At 64.5% G+C, this 17168-nt stretch carries 18 protein-coding genes; 8 read left to right on the top strand and 10 right to left on the bottom strand.

Annotated elements, in window-relative coordinates:
- Nucleotides 1-66: 66 nt before the first annotated feature.
- Complete coding sequence (locus GC148_RS02700; protein ID WP_291068491.1) at nt 67-264, top strand: hypothetical protein; 198 nt, start codon at nt 67-69, stop codon at nt 262-264.
- A 64-nt stretch (nt 265-328) separates the two neighbouring features.
- Here GC148_RS02700 and GC148_RS02695 read toward each other — a convergent pair whose 3' ends face one another.
- A complete protein-coding gene (locus GC148_RS02695; protein WP_291068490.1) occupies nt 329-1033 on the bottom strand; it encodes an extensin family protein in 705 nt (234 codons plus the stop codon).
- Between the two features lie 108 nt (nt 1034-1141).
- On the opposite strand from GC148_RS02695, the gene parC reads away from it, so the two are divergent.
- Both parC and GC148_RS02685 read left to right on the top strand, forming a co-directional pair.
- Nucleotides 1142-3379: a DNA topoisomerase IV subunit A gene (gene parC, locus GC148_RS02690; RefSeq protein ID WP_291068489.1), complete on the top strand. Its 2238-nt coding sequence runs from the start codon at nt 1142-1144 to the stop codon at nt 3377-3379.
- A 7-nt stretch (nt 3380-3386) separates the two neighbouring features.
- Nucleotides 3387-3689 carry a putative quinol monooxygenase gene (locus tag GC148_RS02685; RefSeq protein ID WP_291068488.1) on the top strand — a complete coding sequence of 101 codons (303 nt, stop codon included), beginning with the start codon at nt 3387-3389 and terminating at the stop codon, nt 3687-3689.
- Here the strand turns inward: GC148_RS02685 and GC148_RS02680 are convergent.
- Complete coding sequence (locus GC148_RS02680) at nt 3686-4429, bottom strand: Sir2 family NAD-dependent protein deacetylase (RefSeq protein ID WP_291068487.1); 744 nt, start codon at nt 4427-4429, stop codon at nt 3686-3688. The two genes, GC148_RS02685 and GC148_RS02680, sit on opposite strands and share 4 nt — an antisense overlap.
- 48 nt (nt 4430-4477) lie before the next feature.
- Nucleotides 4478-5683: a hypothetical protein gene (locus GC148_RS02675; RefSeq protein WP_291068486.1), complete on the bottom strand. Its 1206-nt coding sequence runs from the start codon at nt 5681-5683 to the stop codon at nt 4478-4480.
- A 147-nt stretch (nt 5684-5830) separates the two neighbouring features.
- Between GC148_RS02675 and GC148_RS02670 the strand changes: the two genes are divergently transcribed.
- The 3 genes from GC148_RS02670 (at nt 5831) to GC148_RS02660 (ending at nt 7508) form a co-directional block, all read left to right on the top strand.
- Nucleotides 5831-6394: a LemA family protein gene (locus GC148_RS02670; RefSeq protein WP_291068485.1), complete on the top strand. Its 564-nt coding sequence runs from the start codon at nt 5831-5833 to the stop codon at nt 6392-6394.
- Nucleotides 6395-6534: 140 nt separating this feature from the next.
- Nucleotides 6535-7164, top strand: coding sequence for a hypothetical protein (locus GC148_RS02665; RefSeq protein ID WP_291068484.1), 630 nt, complete (start codon nt 6535-6537; stop codon nt 7162-7164).
- A 71-nt stretch (nt 7165-7235) separates the two neighbouring features.
- Nucleotides 7236-7508, top strand: a complete 273-nt coding sequence (locus GC148_RS02660; RefSeq protein WP_291068483.1) for a hypothetical protein — start codon at nt 7236-7238, stop codon at nt 7506-7508.
- A 42-nt stretch (nt 7509-7550) separates the two neighbouring features.
- On the opposite strand, the gene GC148_RS02655 is transcribed toward GC148_RS02660, so the two are convergent.
- From GC148_RS02655 to GC148_RS02625, 7 genes are all read right to left on the bottom strand, one after another.
- Nucleotides 7551-8822: an NAD(P)/FAD-dependent oxidoreductase gene (locus GC148_RS02655; protein WP_291068482.1), complete on the bottom strand. Its 1272-nt coding sequence runs from the start codon at nt 8820-8822 to the stop codon at nt 7551-7553.
- Nucleotides 8823-9028: 206 nt separating this feature from the next.
- The gene (locus GC148_RS02650) at nt 9029-10165 is read right to left on the bottom strand and encodes an aminotransferase class I/II-fold pyridoxal phosphate-dependent enzyme (protein WP_291068481.1); all 1137 of its coding nucleotides are present in this window, start codon (nt 10163-10165) and stop codon (nt 9029-9031) included.
- 4 nt (nt 10166-10169) lie between these two features.
- Nucleotides 10170-11753 carry a TRAP transporter large permease subunit gene (locus tag GC148_RS02645; RefSeq protein ID WP_291068480.1) on the bottom strand — a complete coding sequence of 528 codons (1584 nt, stop codon included), beginning with the start codon at nt 11751-11753 and terminating at the stop codon, nt 10170-10172.
- Entirely contained in the window at nt 11743-12414 is a 672-nt protein-coding gene (locus GC148_RS02640) for a TRAP transporter small permease subunit (protein WP_291068479.1), read from the bottom strand. Before GC148_RS02640 ends, GC148_RS02645 begins: the two co-directional genes overlap by 11 nt.
- A gap of 14 nt (nt 12415-12428) precedes the next feature.
- A complete protein-coding gene (locus tag GC148_RS02635; RefSeq protein ID WP_291068478.1) occupies nt 12429-13538 on the bottom strand; it encodes a TRAP transporter substrate-binding protein in 1110 nt (369 codons plus the stop codon).
- A 58-nt stretch (nt 13539-13596) separates the two neighbouring features.
- On the bottom strand, nt 13597-14355 hold the full coding sequence (locus GC148_RS02630; RefSeq protein ID WP_291068477.1) for an arginyltransferase: 759 nt from the start codon (nt 14353-14355) through the stop codon (nt 13597-13599).
- Between the two features lie 100 nt (nt 14356-14455).
- The gene (locus GC148_RS02625) at nt 14456-15106 is read right to left on the bottom strand and encodes an OmpA family protein (RefSeq protein ID WP_291068476.1); all 651 of its coding nucleotides are present in this window, start codon (nt 15104-15106) and stop codon (nt 14456-14458) included.
- 164 nt (nt 15107-15270) lie between these two features.
- On the opposite strand from GC148_RS02625, the gene GC148_RS02620 reads away from it, so the two are divergent.
- Both GC148_RS02620 and GC148_RS02615 read left to right on the top strand, forming a co-directional pair.
- Nucleotides 15271-16140 (top strand): NAD(P)-dependent oxidoreductase, encoded by an 870-nt coding sequence (locus GC148_RS02620; protein WP_291068475.1) that lies wholly within the window; start codon nt 15271-15273, stop codon nt 16138-16140.
- Nucleotides 16137-17147 carry a TIGR00341 family protein gene (locus GC148_RS02615; RefSeq protein WP_291068474.1) on the top strand — a complete coding sequence of 337 codons (1011 nt, stop codon included), beginning with the start codon at nt 16137-16139 and terminating at the stop codon, nt 17145-17147. Before GC148_RS02620 ends, GC148_RS02615 begins: the two co-directional genes overlap by 4 nt.
- The last annotated feature ends 21 nt before the right edge of the window (nt 17148-17168 follow it).

Here is a 17168-nt window from a genome sequence, read left to right as displayed (position 1 = left end):
TCAGGTCGAGTTTCTGAAATTGCCAGCGGGGCGTTGATCCACATCAACACAAGAAGGCTGAACTCCATGAAGAAAACCATGCTCGCTGTCGCTGGCGCGCTCATGACCTTGTCGCTGGCCGGCTGCATTGCCGTCTCGGACAATTCGGGCCCGGGCTCAAAGGTGGCCGAGAATACTGAACTCGCCGTCCGCGTCTGCGGCGGCGAAGGGAATGTGGCGGAAGTGACCCGTGAGGGTTATCGCTGCAAGGCGCCGGCCAACTAGGCTGGCGTCGGGGACGGGAGGGCCGGGCGGCACTTTTTGCCCGGTCCTCTTTCGATTCCGGGCCTTATTTGCAGGCGCGTCCGAGGCCCATGTCGAAATGGAAATGGTCTGCGTGGTCGGCGTTGTAGTCCGGGCTCAGCGTCACCGAGAACATGCGGCAGGCGCCGTTGCGCACCCGTTTAAGGAACGCGCCTTCAGGCCCGCCGTTGTGCCAGTGGCTTTTGACCATGATGCGTCGGCCGTTTTCCAGAACGAAGCCGGAAATGTCGATGGCATTAGCCCGGGCATGCTCCGAGGTGCGGTTGGAGCGGGCGATCTTGCGGCAGGAAAAGCTGCCATAGGTCTCGATTTCTACGATGGGCGAGCCGAAGATCTCGATGGCGGCCGGCCGGGCGACATGGCGCTCCCACATGTAGAGCGTCGCGGTCTGGGCGCAGGTCATGCTCAGGGTGGTCGAATAGGGCGTAAGCGACCGGTCGAGGGTCAAGGCATCGTATTTTCCACAGGTCTCGCCGGCCGGTGAGTTGTCGAGGCGGGTGTAGAGCACATCGGCATCGTCCAGGGCCTTGAAACAGGTTTCGGGTTGGCGCTGGACATTGGTCAGCTTGTGGCGTGTGGCGGGGCCCGGCCGGTCTGTCAGGTCGATGGGGGTAAACGGGTTGTGGCGGTCCGGCGCCTGCCAGATCAGCAGCGCCACCAGCACCGCCGAGGGCAGCAGTAGCGCCGTCCACATCTGAAAGTACCTGAAATGCAGCTGGCGCTTTTTCATTTGTTAACCAAACGCCGCTTTCTGTTAACCTGCCGTGTCAAGTGAGTCGAAACCCAGTTTCGGCCGCGGGTGGCACAAGAATGTGGCACAAACTGCAAAGAGGCCAGAATGGTAAAGCGCGGATCCTCGCCCCCGCCTGAGGAGCGGATTATCAACGAAACCATGAGCGAGGCGCTGTCGAAGCGTTATCTCGCCTATGCGCTTTCCACGATCACCGCGCGGGCCCTGCCGGATGTGCGCGACGGCCTGAAGCCGGTGCAGCGGCGTATCCTCTATGGCATGCGGGTGCTGAAGCTGGACCCCGATGGCGGCTATCGCAAATGCGCCAAGATCGTCGGCGATGTGATGGGTAACTATCACCCGCATGGCGACAGCTCGATCTACGACACGCTGGTGCGCCTGGCGCAGGATTTCAACGTCCGCTACCCGCTGGTCGATGGCCAGGGCAACTTCGGCAACATCGACGGCGACAGCCCGGCCGCCTATCGCTACACCGAAGCGCGGATGACGCGCGGCGCCGAGCTGCTTATGGAAGGCCTCGACGAGAACGCCGTCGATTTCCGCGCCAACTATGCTGAGAATGACGAGGAGCCCGTCGTGCTCCCGGCCGGCTTCCCGAACCTGCTGGCGAACGGCGCGACCGGTATCGCGGTCGGCATGGCGACCTCGATCCCGCCGCACAATGTGGCTGAAGTGATCGACGCGGCGCGCCTTCTGATCGAGAAGCCGAAGGCGACGACCGAAGAACTGATGGAGTTCGTTCAGGGTCCGGACTTTCCAACCGGCGGCGTGATCGTCGAGGAACGCGCCGCGATGCTGGAGGCTTACGAGACCGGACGCGGCAGTTTCCGCATGCGGGCGCGTTGGCATGTCGAGGATACGGGCCGGGGCACCTACCAGATCATCGTGACCGAGATTCCCTATCAGGTGCAGAAGTCGCGCCTCCTGGAGAAACTGTCGGAGCTGCTGGAAGCCAAGAAGGTTCCGCTGCTGGAAGACGTGCGCGACGAGTCTGCCGAGGATGTCCGCCTTGTGCTGGTGCCGCGCGCCAAGACGGTGGAAGCCGATGTGCTGATGGAGAGCCTCTTCAAGGTCTGCGATCTTGAAACGCGCTTCAGCCTGAACATGAACGTGCTGCACAAGGGCGCGCCGCAGGTGATGGGCCTGAAGGGCGTGCTGCAGGCTTATCTGGATCACCGCCGTGAGGTGCTGGTGCGCCGTTCGGAGTTCCGCCTCGACAAGATCGAGAAGCGACTCCACCTGCTGGACGGCTACCTGATCGCCTTCCTCAATATCGATGAGGTGATCCGCATCATCCGTACCGAGGACGAGCCCAAGCCCGTCCTGATGAAGCGTTTCAAGCTGACCGATATCCAAGCCGAAGCGATCCTCAACCTTCGCCTGCGCGCGCTGCGCAGGCTTGAGGAAATGGAAATCCGAGGCGAGCACAAGAAGCTGCTGGAAGAGCGCGAGGAAATCGTCGCGCTGCTGGCGTCGCCGCGCAAGCAATGGTCGCGCGTGTCGAAGGACCTGAAGGCTGCCCGAGACGAATTTGATCCGGGTACGCCGCTCGGCAAGCGCCGCGCCACGTTCGAGGCTGCGCCGGATGTCGATCTTGCCGCTGCGCTGGAGGCCTCGCGGCCGAAAGAGCCCGTGACGGTTTTTCTGTCCCAGCAGGGCTGGATCCGCGGCATGAAGGGTCACGGCATCGACGCAGATTCGATCAAGTTCAAGGAAGGTGACGGCCCGGCCTTCATGGAAGAAGTGATGACGACCGACCGGCTCGTCTTCATGTCGTCGGATGGGCGCGCGTTCATCCTGTGGGCGGAGAAACTCCCGGGTGGGCGCGGCAATGGCGAGCCGATCCGGCTGTCGATCGAGCTGGAGGACAATGTCGCCATCGTCGCGATGTTCAAGCTGGAGCCCGAGCGCAAGCGTGTGATGGCGTCGAGCACGGGCTATGGCTTCGTGATCTCCGAGGCGGAGCTGGAATCAAACCGCAAGGCGGGCAAACAGGTCGTCAACACGGGCGAGGGCGAATTGCTCGTCTGCGCGCCAGTGCAGGGCGACATGATCGCGGTCGTTGGCACGAACCGGAAGATGCTGATCTTCCCTCTGAAGGACCTGCCGGAAATGTCGCGCGGCAAGGGCAACAAGCTGCAATCCTACAGCGGCAAGGCCGAACTTGCCGACCTGATCACCTTCGACAAGCGCGACGGCCTGATCGTGATGACCGGCGGGCGTCATCGCGCCTTCGACGAATGGAAGAGCTGGCGCGGCCTGCGCGCCCAGGCCGGCAAGGTCGTGCCGAAAGGCTTTCCGCGCACGGGCACGTTTACGGGGTAGGCTGACCGTGAGCGTGATCGTTGTTGGATATCTCCGGTTTCCGCCCGAGAACCTCCCCTCGGTCCGTCCGCACCTGAAGGCCCTCGTTGAGGCAACCCAGGCGCGGGATGGCTGCATATCCTATGATGTCGCTGAAGACCTGTTCGTTCCCGGCCTGATCCGGTTTTCCGAGGAATGGCCCGACGAGGCGAACCTGATGGCGCACCTGAAGGCCGCGCACATCGAGCCATGGCGGCAAGCCGCGCGGTCGCTGGGGCTGATCGAGCGGAAGTTCACCGCCTATGACGGTGCAAATGCACGCCAAGTCTAAAGCCGCGCCACAACGTCTGTCATCAGCGGTCCGATCTCGGTGTTCAGAACAAGGTCTGCATACGGATCGAGATCCGTCGGTTCGCGGTTGATGATGACCAGCGCCGAGCCGGCGCGTTTTGCGGTGACCGGCAGGCCTGCGGCAGGATAGACCACGAGGGATGAGCCGAGCACGAGGAAGAGGTCTGACAACACGGCCTCTTCACTGGCACGCTCCATTTCGGTTTCCGGCATCGGTTGGCCGAAGGAGATGGTCGCGGTCTTGATCAGGCCCGTGCAGAAAATGCAGGTGATGTCCTCGTCGGCTTCCCAGCGGTGGCGCAGGCTTTCGAGTTCGTAGCGCTTTCCGCAATTCAGGCATTTCGCATAGGTGGCATTGCCGTGCACTTCGATCACCTGCTTTTCCGGCACGCCGGAATCCTGGTGAAGGTTATCAACGTTCTGGGTGATCACGGCGGCAACCTTGCCGGCCTTCACCATCTCGGCCACGGCGAAATGGCCGGCATTCGGCTTGGCTCCGGTCCAGCCGGCCGTCTTATTGAAGACGCGCGTCCAGGCTTCGCGGCGCTTGTCCCGGGAGGCCACAAAATCCTGGAACATGATCGGCTGCATCTTCGACCAAACTCCGCCCGGCGAGCGGAAATCGGGGATGCCGGATTCGGTCGAGATCCCTGCGCCGGTGAACACGGCGACACGGTAAGCGCTGCGGACCATGTGGGCGAGGGCGTCGGCGTCAGTCATGACGCACAGACTATCGCCTCCGGCAAAAAGGGCTAGCGGTACATGCGGTCAGCCGCTGCCTTCGACGGCCTTTCCGAAGGCCACGACGGCTAGCGCCAGACCGCTGCAACCGGCATAGAATCCGCCGCGCCAGGGTTGGTTTGTTTCCTTGAAACAGCCGAGTGCCGCGATGGCGCACTGCAGGGCGTAGTACAGCGCGAAGGCCTTGGAGGCGTAGTTGATGATCTCGAAGATATGCACGAACCAGGTCAGCGCAAGACCGATCACGACCAGTCCCAGATAAGCCATCCGGGCCGGGATGTGACCTTTCGACAGTTCCGCCACCAGGCCGCCCGCACCGCTCGTATCAGCCACCGCCGCGCTGAACTGCGCCGCGAGTGCCGCAATGACCAAGAGCATTGGCAGAACGATCGTGACGACACGCAGCAGATCGACAATCGCCGTTTCGGTCAGCGGTATGCCGCTGGCGTCAAAGGCGTAGGTGAGCAGCAGGGCGTAGGCGAGGTAGATGCCGGTTGCGATCCATTGCGACAGGCGCATCGAACGCACGCGCAGCCCGGCATCGTATTCGTCGCCGAGATAGCGTGATGTCTCGAAGCCTTGCACGGTGACGATCAGGCCAAAGGCGAGCGTGATGCCCGCCCATCCGGTGGAACTCGGCGCCAGCACCATCAACTCGTCTGCAGCCGTCTGTTTCGCGAAATACACCACCAGCCCGACCAGAAGCCCCGCGATGATGCCGAGCTTGAGGCTGACGGTGAACTGTTCCATCCGCTCCATCGCGGCAAAGCCGTGCAGCCAACCGACCGCCAGGATCAGCAGCAGGACCGCACTGGTCAGCGCCTTGCCGTAGACCGGGTCGTTGAGCGGCGTCATTTTCACACCGAACGCGCCGAACAGGTTCAGGTAATAGGCCACCGATATGCAGTAGGCGAAGGCCAGCATGCCGGAGGCGACCCGCTCGATGGATTGTTCCAGCGCGGACCGCACAGGGCGGTCTTCAATATTGGTGATGTTGAACCGGATCGCTGAGCCGAAGGCATAGGCGGCAGCGCAGAGCGCGACCATCACCAGAGGCGCATACTTTCCGTAGGATGCGTTCAGGATCGGACCCAGCACCAGAAACCCGCTGCCGATGATCGAAGCGAGCGGTGTCACGGTCGCTCGCCAGCCCGGTGCGCGGCGCAGTTTCGGCCGGGCGAGCGCAACGAGGCACGCCACGGTCGACAGCAGGACGAGGGCGCCGGTCAGCATCGGCAACGCGGGCGCGGCGGACAGAGCAGGGGTGGCGAGACCGGGTTCAGGTCCGGTTCCATGCCGCCATTTGAGGGGAGATTTCCTTGCACCGCAACGCCTTGGCGGTTAGGCCTTGGACAACAAGGTCTTCCGAAGGGGCGCCCCATGAATTCAGTGCTTATCGTTCTAGCGGTGATTGTTGCCGTCATCGGCCTCATCATCCTCATCTACAACGGCCTCGTCATGAAACGGCAGCGGGTCAATCAGGCCTTTGCCGATGTCGACGTGCAGCTGAAGCAGCGCCAGAACCTGATCCCGAACCTCGTCGAGACCGTCAAGGGCTACGCCGCCCACGAGCAGGAAACCTTCCAGCAGGTGATCGCGGCGCGCAACGCGGCCCAGGCGGCCAACACGGCCGGCGATATGTCGAAGGCGGAAGGCGCCCTCAGCCAGGCGCTCGGCAAGCTGTTCGCACTGGCCGAGGCCTATCCGGACCTGAAGGCCAATACCAACTTCCTGCAGCTGCAGTCCGAGCTGTCCAATATCGAGGACAAGCTCGCCGCGGCGCGCCGCTTCTACAACTCCGCCGTGCAGGACTACAACACTGCGCGCGAACAGTTCCCGGGATCGCTCATCGCCGGCAGCTTCAATTTCGAGCCGCGCGAGTTTTTCGATGTCGGCGTGGAGAGCCGCGCCGCGCTGGACGAGCCGCCGAAGGTCAGCTTCTAGGCCTGCATGAAATCGTTGTCACATGATGCGGCGGGACCCACAGGTTCCGCCGCATTTTGTTCGCCTTGCGGTTTCCGGCGCTGGACGCGGGGACCGATTTCGGGTGAGCATGCCGCGTTTCATCCGCAAAGGAGGCCGCCATGCGTCTTGCCCTCATCGCCGTTCTCGCCCTGCTGACGGCCTGTTCGCCCAAGACGGAGACGAGTACCTCGGACACGCCCTTGCCGGTCGAGACGACCACGCCGCAGATGGCGCCGGAAGCCGCGCCCGAGCCTCAGGTGGACCCGACGCAGCTGGACCTCTCCCGCATCGCGCTGGCCATGCGCATCCCGTCGACCTTCCGCGCCTATGACGACGGCGCCGTGCTGCAGATCAACGTGATCAGCCCGCGTCTCGGGGTCGACATCGCGCAATCCTTCGCGCTGGAGACCACCGAGGGATATGACAGTCCCTTCCTGGCCAGCGAGGCCAAGGACGGCTTCACCATCTGGACCTACGCAACCAAGCCCGAGGATGCCGAACGCCTCGCCGCGCTCAGCCGGGAACTTGTGCGCCTCAAGACTGAAGCGCCGGGCGAGAACGAGCTGACCTTCGGCGCCATCGCGCCCGGCTGTTGGAACGAGCCGGAGGAAACACCGGGCAGCCTGGCGCGCACGCTGTACATCCGTGTGCAGCCGGAAACCGATTTCCAGGTGTTCGTGCCCGAACAGGTGCTGACCGCCGGCGACATTCCCGGCCTGGAAAGCTTCTGGGGCGCGTGCGAGCCATAAGCGGCTTCAGCCGCGCCCGGGCGTCAGACGACATGGCCCGGCGCGGGGCTTTGTGGTAAAGCAGCCGGACGATGAGCGATGCTTTAGGTCCCGGCGATCTGGTCTTGTGCGTCAACGCCGCCCCGAACCATGTGACGGGCGAGCCTGTGCCCCTCGTGGCCGGCGAGACCTACCGCGTGCTTGACCTCTGGGAGTTTGCCTGCCCGTGCGGGCGCTCGGACGCGCTGATCGATGTTGGCGTCGGTTGGGCCTGGTGCCAAAGCCGTTTCCGGAAGCTGCCCAAGCCGAAAGCGCGCGAAAAGGTGCGCCGGACGGCAAAGCCGAAGGTCGTGGAGCCGGTTTAGCTCGGACGAGCGACCCGCATTGGCCCTAAGCAGTCACCTCGGTTAGCTCGTTTTTGCCGCAAGGATATTGGCAACCCGGCGAGCGGCGGCGTCGCCGCTGATATGTGCGCCGGATAGAAGCGCAGGGTAGGCGCCGCCCAGCGCTTCGCCCGCAAAGAAGACCCTGTCTCCAAGCGGGTTGGACAATACGGCCCGCGCTTTGTGCCGTCCCGGCCGGGCAGCGGCATAAGCGCCGCGCGTCCATGGGTTGCTGCCCCAGTTCGTCATCCGGCCTTTGCGGATGTGACGGCGGATATCGCTGCCTAGGATCGAGGCAAGCTGTTCGGTTGCAAAGGCGATGGCGGCATCCTCGCCAGCCTTTTCGATCTCCCAGGCTCGGCTCCCGCCCACGAACCCGACGCAGAGATCGTATCCGGCAGGAAAAGAGAGAAAGAAGGCCGCCTTTGCCGGAAGGGGTTCATCGACGGCGCGCGTGACAAAGGCGTTCTCCGGCAAACCGAAGCGCGCACCATCTGTTTGTAGTGCGATCTTCGTCAGCAGGCCCATGGGAAGGTCGTCAAAGGCTTGCCAGACGTCCGCGGGCAAGTCCGGTGTAAACCTTATGCTTCGCGCCGACATCACACCGGTCGAAACCGTCACGATGACAGCCTGCGACCGGATATCGCCCTTCTGTGTACGTACAGTCGCCCCAGTACCCGACCAGTCGATACCCGTGACGACGGTGCCTGTCTGGACGGGCAGGCCCGTTGCAAACTGCTCGACGAGGGACCCCAAGCCCTCACGTACGAGGGCGTTGACCGCATAAGCGCCATACACCGCGACGTCGGCGCTCGAAAGCTCGGTCAGATCGACGCCGTGATCCATTGCACTGAGCCATGTTGCAGCGGCGGCCAGCCATCGGTCGCCGGAGTTCACCAGGCTCGACGCGGCGACATCGTCTGCGTGGGATGCAAGCAATTGCCTGAGGCGGGACGCGGCCTGATCGTATCTTGCTACATCGTCCGGCGTGGCGCGCGTGCCTCCTGAAAACAGGGCGCCGGGCGGATCGTCATGATCGATCAGAGTGAAGCCTGCCGAGCGGGCAGCGCTGATGTAGGGCAGATTGCCTGGGCCTTGCAGCCAGGCGCATCCATGGTCGAATGGAAATCCGAAAGTTTCGCTTTCCGTAAACGCCCGTCCGCCGATCCGGTCGGAGGCTTCAACCACAAGCACGCTGAAGCCAAAAGCCTGCAGACGGTGGGCTGCGGCGATCCCGGCGCCGCCGGCCCCTATGACGACGATCTCTGGCGCAGAAGGGGTTTGGGCGGTTTCCATGAAAGACCCCACAAAAGTCTGCTTCCAGTCGTGATCACTGGCCTCTCTTCATTTGATCTGTCAATCGGTACCGCACTCACTACGTCGAGTTCTGAGCCCGGAACCGGGCTCGCTCAATCGACAGTTCGGTTCAGAGAAAACTCTACCAGGCGCAAAAGGCAGTTTTCGGCGATTTGCTGCCGGCTGAGTGCGTCCTAAACGCCGCTTCAGAGTTTTGGCTGCGCCGCGAACCACGGCTCCAGCTTGCTGAGGGCTTCCTCAATCTCAGGCGTTGAGAGCGCAAATGAGAAGCGCATGAAGCGGTGGCCGTCGACGGGGTCGAAGTCGACTCCGGGGGCAGTGGCGACGCCGGTGTCTTCGAGGAGCTTCATGCAGAAGGCGAGGCTGTCCTCGGTGAAGCGCGAGATGTCGGCGTAGATGTAGAAGGCGCCGTCGGGCGGGGCGATGCGTTCGAGGCCGAGGCGCGGCAGGGCGTCCAGCAACAGTGCGCGGTTGCGGCGGTAGACCTCCACATGGCCGTCGAGTTCATCGCGGCTGTCCATGGCGACGAGGCCGGCATGCTGGGCAAGCGACGGCGCGGTGAGGAAGAGATTTCCGATATAGGCGCCGGTGCGCGCCGCGCCGTCCTCCGGCGAGATGAGCCAGCCGAGGCGCCAACCGGCCATCGAGAAGTATTTCGAGAAGCTGTTGACAACATAGGCGGCAGGTTCGAACTCGAGGATCGAATGGATCTTCGGGCCGTAGCTTAGGCCGTGATAGATCTCGTCCGAGATGATCCGTGTGCCGCGCTTGCGGGCGACGTCGGCTATAGCGCGCAGTTCGGCCTCTGCGATGATCGTGCCCGTCGGGTTGGCGGGGCTGGCGAGGATCACACCCGCGGGCGCTGGACCCAGCGCGTCCAGCGCGGCGGCGGTGAGCTGGAAGCGTTCAGCCTCACCGCAGGGGATTTCCACCGGCACAAGGTTCAGGGCACGGAGGGTGTTGCGATAGGCCACATAGCCGGGGCGGGCGAGGGCGATCCGGTCTCCGGGATTGAACGCGGTGGCGAGCGCCAGTACCAGCGCCGGCGAGGCGCCGCACGTGATCGCGATGCGCGCAGGCGCGACGGTGACGCCGTAGGTGTCCTTGTAGTGGCGGGCAATGTGCGCCTTCAGCGGCGGGCTTTCCCAATAGCCCATTGCATCCTTGTCCAGCACCTCATGTGCCGCCGCGATGGCGGCGCCGGGCGCGCCGGTGGAGGGCTGGCCGAATTCCATGTGCAGGATGCGCCGGCCTTCGGCCTTCATCTCATGCGCACGGCGGCTGATGGCAATCGCCTGGAAGGGCGAGATATCCTGTCCCATCTGCCTAGTTCGCCGCTATCGCCGGCAACCAGGTAGCGAGCGCCGGTACCGCCGCCACCAGCGCCATCAGCAACAGCTGCAGGCCGATGAAGGGGATCGCACCGCGCCATATCTGCAGCGTACTCACCTCGGGCGGCGCCGCGCCGCGCAGGTAGAACAGCGCAAAGCCGAACGGCGGTGTGAGGAAACTGGTCTGCAGGTTCACGGCCATCAGGATGGCCAGCCACACCGGGTCGCAGCCGAGCATGATCAGCGGCGGTGCAACCAGCGGCACGACCACGAAGACGATCTCGATGAAGTCCAGGAAAAATCCGAGGACGAACATCACGAGCAGCGTCATCGCCAACGCCCCCCATTTGCCGCCGGGCACGGAATGCAGCACTTCGGCCACCAGGTCGTCGCCATCGAATCCGCGAAAGACGAGGCTGAACAGCGAAGCGCCGATCAGGATCAGGAACACCATCGAGGTGATATGCGCCGTGCTCTTCAGGGCCGGCGACAGCTGAGCGGCTTTGCGCAGCACGAGCGCGCCCGCGATCAGCGAAGCCGTGAAGGCGAGACAGCCGAGTAGCGTTAGCGCCATGCCAGTCGCGGCGAGGCCGGAATGTGAGATGTCGCCGACCCGCAGGTCCAGCGTGTTGCGCAGCACCAGGATCATCACCAGACTGAACAGGCCGGCGAGGATCACGGGCGTCAATCGGCTGTTGGCATCCGGCGCGAGCCGGAGGCCCGCCAGCAGCAGCGCGCCGCCCGCGCCGATAGCGGCCGCTTCCGTCGGCGGCGCGATGCCGCCGAGGATGGAGCCCAGCACGGCGAAGATCAGCATCAGCGGCGCGCCGAGGCCGATGGCAACCTCGCGCGCGGTGAGCGGCGCGGTGCCTTCTTCAAGCACGGCAGGCGGGCAGGCGGCGGGCCGGCGTATCGCGGTCAGCGCCACCCAGCCGAGATAGAAGAGCACGAGAATCAGGCCGGGGATGAGCGCGCCGGCGAACAAGTCGCCCACCGAGACGACGGCCGAGCCGGCGCCCGTGTGCAGGCTGGCCTGGCTCGCTGCGTTCGAGATCGCATCGGCCAGGAGGATCAGTACGATGGAGGGCGGGATGATCTGGCCCAGCGTGCCGGACGCCGCGATGGTGCCAGTAGCGAGGCGTACGTCATAGCCCTGACGCAGCATGGTCGGCAGGGCGATCAGCGTCATGGTGATCACCGTCGCGCCGACAATGCCGGTAGAAGCGGCAAGCAACGTGCCCACGAGGATTACGGCGTAACCGAGCCCGCCGCGCACGCCGGCCAACAGCCGGCTGGCGATGGTGAGCAGGTCTTCCGCCACGCGTGACCGCTCCAGGATTACCCCCATCAGCACGAACAGGGGCACGGCGATCAGCGTCTGGCTCTGCATGATCGAGCCGCCTTCAATCCGGCTCGGGAAGGCCTTCAGGAAGGAGTCCGGAAACACGCCGAGCGCGATGCCCACCAGCGCGAAGATCAGCGCAACGCCGCCCAGCGTCAGCGCAACCGGATAGCCCGCGAGCAGCGCGCCGATGGCGGCCACGAACATTGCAATGGCGAGGAGGGCTTCAAGCTCCATGGCCGCCCGCCTCCGCGTTCAGTTGTTCGGGTGTTTCGGGCGGCAGCGCGCCGGTGAGGCGCAGCGCGGCCTTCAGGCTTTCCGACAGGCCCTGCGCCATCAGCAGTACCGCCAGTGCAGGCACCAGCGTCTTGAACAGGAACAGGATCGGCAAGCCATCGGACTCGCGCGAGCCTTCCAGCAACGACCAGGACCGGGCAAGCCCCGCTTCGCTGGTGGTGATGATCCGCATGCAGATCGGGAAGAGAAAGAGATAGGCGCCCGCGAGTTCGATCCAGTCGCGTCCTGTCTCGCCGAAGCGCGGGCGCAGGATATCGACGCGCACATGGGCGCTGTCGCGCAACGCGCCCGCAGAGCCCAGCATGAACATCGCCGCAAAGGCATACATTACGATTTCGCTGAGCCAGGTGAAGGACAGTCCAAAGGCATAGCGCAGCACGACGACCGCCAGCTGCGCGAAGAGCAGGATCAGGCCGCTGACCATGGCCGCGCCCAGCGCAGCGCCCGATAGCCGGTCGATAAAAGCGGAGAGGCGTTTGGCAAAGCCATCGAGCACGCCCGGCAGCGCCACGACGATCAGCGGTAAGGCGAATAAGGGCAGCAGGGCGATGCCGGCCCATTTCAGGCCGGTGCCGATCTGGAGAAAGACAGTCGTGTCCATGCCGGGCCTCCGGCCTATTTGCCGAGCGCGCGGGCGGCGTAGTACGGGCCATCCGAAACGCCAGCCCATCCGCGCATCAGCTTCAGCGAAGCCTCGAAGCTCTCATAGATACGCTTCTCGATCCCGTCCTTGCCGCTGGCCGCGCGCACATCATAGGCCGCTTCCGACATCCGCTTCACCACATCCTCCGGGAACGAACGAAGCTGGGTGCCGTGCTCGCGCACGAGCAGGTCGAGGTGAACGGAGTTCTGGTAGGTGAATTCGCCGAGCGAGGTGTGGTTCACGGATTCGCAGGCCGCCCGCAGGATCATCTGCTCGCTGGGGATCAGGCTGTCCCAGACGCCGCGGTTGATGCCCACGGCCAGGCTTGCGCCGGGCTCATGGAAGCCGGGGCCGTAATAGTAGGGCGCCTCGCGGTGAAAGCCGAGCGCGTAGTCATTCCAGGGGCCAACCCATTCGGTGGCGTCGATGGCGCCGGTCTGGAGGGCCTGGTAGATCTCGCCGCCCGCAAGGGCCACCGACGCGCCGCCCAGCGCGCGGAGCACTTCGCCGCCCTGGCCGGGGATGCGCATCTTGAGGCCGACGAAGTCGTTCAGTCCACGTATTTCCTTGCGGAACCAGCCGCCCATCTGGTGGCCGGTATTGGCGCCCTGCAGGGACTTGATGCCGAACTGGCCGGCGAGTTCGTCCCAGAGTTCCTGCCCCCCGCCGAAATCGATCCAGCCCATGATTTCCTGCGCCGTCATGCCGAACGGTACGGCGGTGAAGAAGGGAAAAGCGGTGGACTTGGCGGTCCAGTAGTATTCGGCACCGTGGTACATATCGGCCGAGCCGTTCGCGACCGCATCGAAGCTTTCGAAGGGCGGCACTAATTCGCCGGCCGCGAACACCTTGATCTCCATCAACCCGTCCGACATCTCGAACACGCGCTCGGCCACGCGCTCGGCCGCGCGGCCGAGGCCGGGCAGGCCCTTCGGCCAGGTGGTGACCATGTTGAAGCGGCGGCGGCTGCGGCTGATGGCCGGGCCGGACAGGGCTGCGCCGGATTTCGGATTGGCAAAGGTTGCAGCCGCGCCGGCCAGGCCAAGCGCCCCCGCGCCGACCAGATTACGCCGGTTGATCATTGATCGCCTCCCCATGCGCCGGGCGCCGGCCTCTTCAGGACCGGTTTCGCCGTGTGGCTTACTCGTCGTCTCTCAAGAGCCGCCAGCGGTCGCCGTCAAGCACTTCGAGTGGCTGATAACGCCGTTTGTACGCCATTTTCGGGCTGCCTTTGACCCAGTAGCCCAGATAGACGTGCGGAAGACCCATCTCCTGCGCATGGCGGATGTGATCGAGGATCACATGGTGGCCGAGGCTGCGCGAGTCCATTTCGGGGTCGAAAAAGGTATAGACCATCGAGAAGCCGTCGCGCAGCACGTCGGTGATCGAGGCGGCGACCAGCGGTGCGGACTCTTCCGGCCCGTCCCGATATTCGAAGATCAGGCTCTGCACCGGGCTGCCGCCGACCATGGCGACGTAATCCCGGTAGGTCATGTCGGACATGCCGCCATTGTCGTGCCGGGTTTTGACATAGGCCTTGAGCAGGCGGAACTGCTCCCGCGTGGCCTGCGAGACAACCGGACGGCGCACCAGCGTGCTGTTCTTTGCCATCACCTTGCGGTCATTGCGGCTGATCGTGAAGTCACGGGCGGGCACGCGCACGCTGCGGCAAGCGTTGCAGCGCAGGCAGGCGGGGCGATAGGCGATCGACTGGCTGCGCCGGAAACCCGACTGGCTGAGCACGTTGTGGACCGCATCTGCTTCCGGAATCGCCAGATTCGTAAACGCTTTGCGTTCCTTGCGGTCAGGCAGATTGGGGCACGGGCTGGGGTTCGTCACGTAGAACCTCAGCGACCGTTCCAGGCCGGCCGGCAAAAGATGGGAATCCGAGAACTTCATGACTGCCGACGATACACTGCGCCGGGCCAGCGCCAAGAGGCCAAAACCGGGCGGAACCCGCTGCGCGGCAAAAAAGACACACCGGCGTTGCCGGAAAGCCTCACGTTGCGGCGCCGAGGTGCACTTTCACGCTGATCCGGCGGTTTTGTGCGAGGTGCGGCTGGCCGGGATCAAGCGGCTGGGTGTCTGAAAGGCCGCTCACCGAGCGGATTCGCTCCGGCGCCACGCCGCCTGCTTCGAGCAGCCGGCGGGCTTCGTTGGCCCGGTCGGACGAGAGTTCCCAGTTGGAATAGCCGTCCCGGGTCAGCGAAAAAGCATCCGTATGGCCTTCGATGGACAGCCGGTTGGGCAGCGGCGCCAGGGTTTGGGCCGTAGCGGCCACCAGGGCGCGGCCCTCGTCGGTCAGCGCGCCACTGGCGCTCTGGAACAGCGGACGGCCCGATGTATCGACCAGATCGACGCGCACGCCGTCCGGTTCGGCGGTCAGAATCACGCTGTCACCCGCCTTGCGCAGGGCGTCGGTCAGGGTCAGCAGGCTGTAGAGGTTGGTCGCTTCAGCCGGGACCGGGTTAATGGAAAGCGGCGCGCTGGCAACTTCGCGCAGCTTGAACTTGGCCGCAATCGCGCTGCGCGCGTCGGGGGACACCCCGCTGACCAGCCACATCAACAAGAAGAAGGCCATCAGCGCGGTCAGGAAGTCGGCATACGCCATCTTCCAGTTCCCGAGCTTGCGGGCCGGAATTGCAGGCATTCTGCCTGCGTATTGCCGATGGTTCGTGGCGTATGCCATTTTCCTGGACCGATCATTCTGACGGAAACCAACACCTATCAGGTCATGGTGAAACCCACGCTTCAGGCGGGGGTGGGATTTCTATGAAATTCCATCTATTGCGGGCGTGCCAAAAGGAGACAGTCATGGCGCGCACCGCTTTTCTCGGACTTGGGGTCATGGGCTTCCACATGGCGGGCCATCTTGCCCGCGCCGGCCATCAGGTCAGCGTTTGGAACCGCACAGCCGGAAAATCCACCGCCTGGACCGGCATGCACCGGGGCGAAGCCGCGAAGGATCCGGCCTCGGCCGTGTTCGGCGCCGAGTTCGTATTGATGTGCCTCGGCGATGATCCGGATGTGCGCGCTGTGTTCGACCAGTTCGAATCGAGCCTTGGCGCCGGCATGACCGTCATCGACCACACCACTGCCTCGGCCGGTCTTGCCCGCGAGCTCGCGGCACGCTGCAAGGCCAAGGGCGCGCGCTTCATCGACGCCCCGGTCTCCGGCGGCGAAGCGGGCGCGATCAATGGCAAGCTGACGATCATGTGTGGCGGTGAGCCCGCCGCGTTTACCGGCGCCGAGCCGGTGATGAACGCTTTCGCCCGCAAGATCACCCTCATCGGCGACACCGGCGCCGGCCAGCTCGCCAAGTCGGTCAACCAGATCTGTATCGCCGGCATCGTGCAAGGGCTCGCCGAAGGCCTGCACTTTGCCGAGGCGGCCGGACTTGATGCGGAGAAGGTGATCGAGGCGATCTCCGGCGGCGCAGCGCAAAGCTGGCAGATGGAGAACCGCTGGAAGACGATGACCGAAGGCAAGTTCGATTTCGGCTTCGCGGTCGACTGGATGCGCAAGGACCTGCGCATCACGCTCGACGCTGCGCGCGAAACCGGTGCCAGCCTGCCGCTGACGGCGCTGGTCGACCAATACTACGCCGATGTGCAGGCCATGGGCGGCGCGCGCTGGGATACGTCCAGCCTGATTGCGCGCCTCGGCAAGCGTGGCGAGTCATGAGCACGCTGCGCCGGCTCGACATCCATCTCGCCCGCAACGGCGCATTCGACACGGTCATCAGCGCCATCAAGGCCGCCAAGCCGGTCGACTATGTGGTCTACCAGACCGAACAGAAGGACCGGTGTTTCATCTCCGTCTTCCTGCGCGAAGGCCTGGTGCAGAGCCTGATGGACAACCTGCAGGCGGCGCTCGAAGACTCCGCCGAATGGCGCATCACCGTCTGCGCGGTCGATGCCACGGTCCCGCGCCTCGAAGAGAAGAGCAAGGACAACGAGAAGCGCCGCGAACAGAGCACGCGCGAGGAACTCTATGCCCAGGTCGTCTCCGGCGCGAAGCTCGACCGGGACTATATCGTGCTCGTCATCCTCTCGACCATCGTGGCGGCCATCGGTCTTAATTCGGACGGTGTGGCGGCGGTGATCGGCGCCATGGTGATCGCGCCGCTGCTGGGCCCCATCCTGGCGTTCAACATGGGCGCGGCACTCGGTGACGTCAGACTGATCCGGCAGGGTGCCGTCACGCTGCTGGGGGGCATCGGCATTGTTTTGCTGGTGTCACTGTTGCTGGCCCTGATCATGCCGCTGGACCTGCAGAGCCGCGAGCTGATGTCGCGCGCCGAGGTGCGCCTCGACGGGTTGGCGCTCGCGATGGCGGCAGGCGCGGCGGCGGCGCTGTCGCTGACACGCGGCTCTTCTGCCACGCTGGTGGGGGTCATGGTGGCGGCGGCGCTCCTGCCGCCCGGCGCGGCCATCGGCCTTTTCGCGGGTAGCGGCGAATGGGCCTTCGCCCTGCGCGCGGCACTCCTGCTCAGCCTCAACGTCGCCAGCCTCATCTTCTCGGCGCTGATCGTCTTCCGCCTGCGGAACATCCGACCGCGCGGCTGGATCGAGCAGCAGCATGCCGAGCGCGCCGTCTGGCTGAACGCGGGTCTGTCGGCGGTCTTCCTCGCGCTCGCAGTCGTTTTGATCCTCCTGCTCGATCTGGGCAAGAAAATCTCGATCGGCTAAGCTGGTCCCCGCCGCAGGGGG

Source organism: Hyphomonas sp., from assembly GCF_016125515.1.
Classification (GTDB): domain Bacteria; phylum Pseudomonadota; class Alphaproteobacteria; order Caulobacterales; family Hyphomonadaceae; genus Hyphomonas.
This window is presented reverse-complemented; position numbering and strand designations above follow the sequence as displayed.

Bases quoted from the DNA above. Each gene is read 5' to 3' on its own strand.
- GC148_RS02700 (WP_291068491.1), top strand. From the start codon at position 67: ATGAAGAAAACCATGCTCGCTGTCGCTGGCGCGCTCATGACCTTGTCG.
- GC148_RS02695 (WP_291068490.1), bottom strand. From the start codon at position 1,033: ATGAAAAAGCGCCAGCTGCATTTCAGGTACTTTCAGATGTGGACGGCG.
- parC (WP_291068489.1), top strand. From the start codon at position 1,142: ATGGTAAAGCGCGGATCCTCGCCCCCGCCTGAGGAGCGGATTATCAAC.
- GC148_RS02680 (WP_291068487.1), bottom strand. From the start codon at position 4,429: ATGACTGACGCCGACGCCCTCGCCCACATGGTCCGCAGCGCTTACCGT.
- GC148_RS02675 (WP_291068486.1), bottom strand. From the start codon at position 5,683: ATGCTGACCGGCGCCCTCGTCCTGCTGTCGACCGTGGCGTGCCTCGTT.
- GC148_RS02670 (WP_291068485.1), top strand. From the start codon at position 5,831: ATGAATTCAGTGCTTATCGTTCTAGCGGTGATTGTTGCCGTCATCGGC.
- GC148_RS02665 (WP_291068484.1), top strand. From the start codon at position 6,535: ATGCGTCTTGCCCTCATCGCCGTTCTCGCCCTGCTGACGGCCTGTTCG.
- GC148_RS02660 (WP_291068483.1), top strand. From the start codon at position 7,236: ATGAGCGATGCTTTAGGTCCCGGCGATCTGGTCTTGTGCGTCAACGCC.
- GC148_RS02655 (WP_291068482.1), bottom strand. From the start codon at position 8,822: ATGGAAACCGCCCAAACCCCTTCTGCGCCAGAGATCGTCGTCATAGGG.
- GC148_RS02650 (WP_291068481.1), bottom strand. From the start codon at position 10,165: ATGGGACAGGATATCTCGCCCTTCCAGGCGATTGCCATCAGCCGCCGT.
- GC148_RS02645 (WP_291068480.1), bottom strand. From the start codon at position 11,753: ATGGAGCTTGAAGCCCTCCTCGCCATTGCAATGTTCGTGGCCGCCATC.
- GC148_RS02640 (WP_291068479.1), bottom strand. From the start codon at position 12,414: ATGGACACGACTGTCTTTCTCCAGATCGGCACCGGCCTGAAATGGGCC.
- GC148_RS02635 (WP_291068478.1), bottom strand. From the start codon at position 13,538: ATGATCAACCGGCGTAATCTGGTCGGCGCGGGGGCGCTTGGCCTGGCC.
- GC148_RS02630 (WP_291068477.1), bottom strand. From the start codon at position 14,355: ATGAAGTTCTCGGATTCCCATCTTTTGCCGGCCGGCCTGGAACGGTCG.
- GC148_RS02625 (WP_291068476.1), bottom strand. From the start codon at position 15,106: ATGCCTGCAATTCCGGCCCGCAAGCTCGGGAACTGGAAGATGGCGTAT.
- GC148_RS02620 (WP_291068475.1), top strand. From the start codon at position 15,271: ATGGCGCGCACCGCTTTTCTCGGACTTGGGGTCATGGGCTTCCACATG.
- GC148_RS02615 (WP_291068474.1), top strand. From the start codon at position 16,137: ATGAGCACGCTGCGCCGGCTCGACATCCATCTCGCCCGCAACGGCGCA.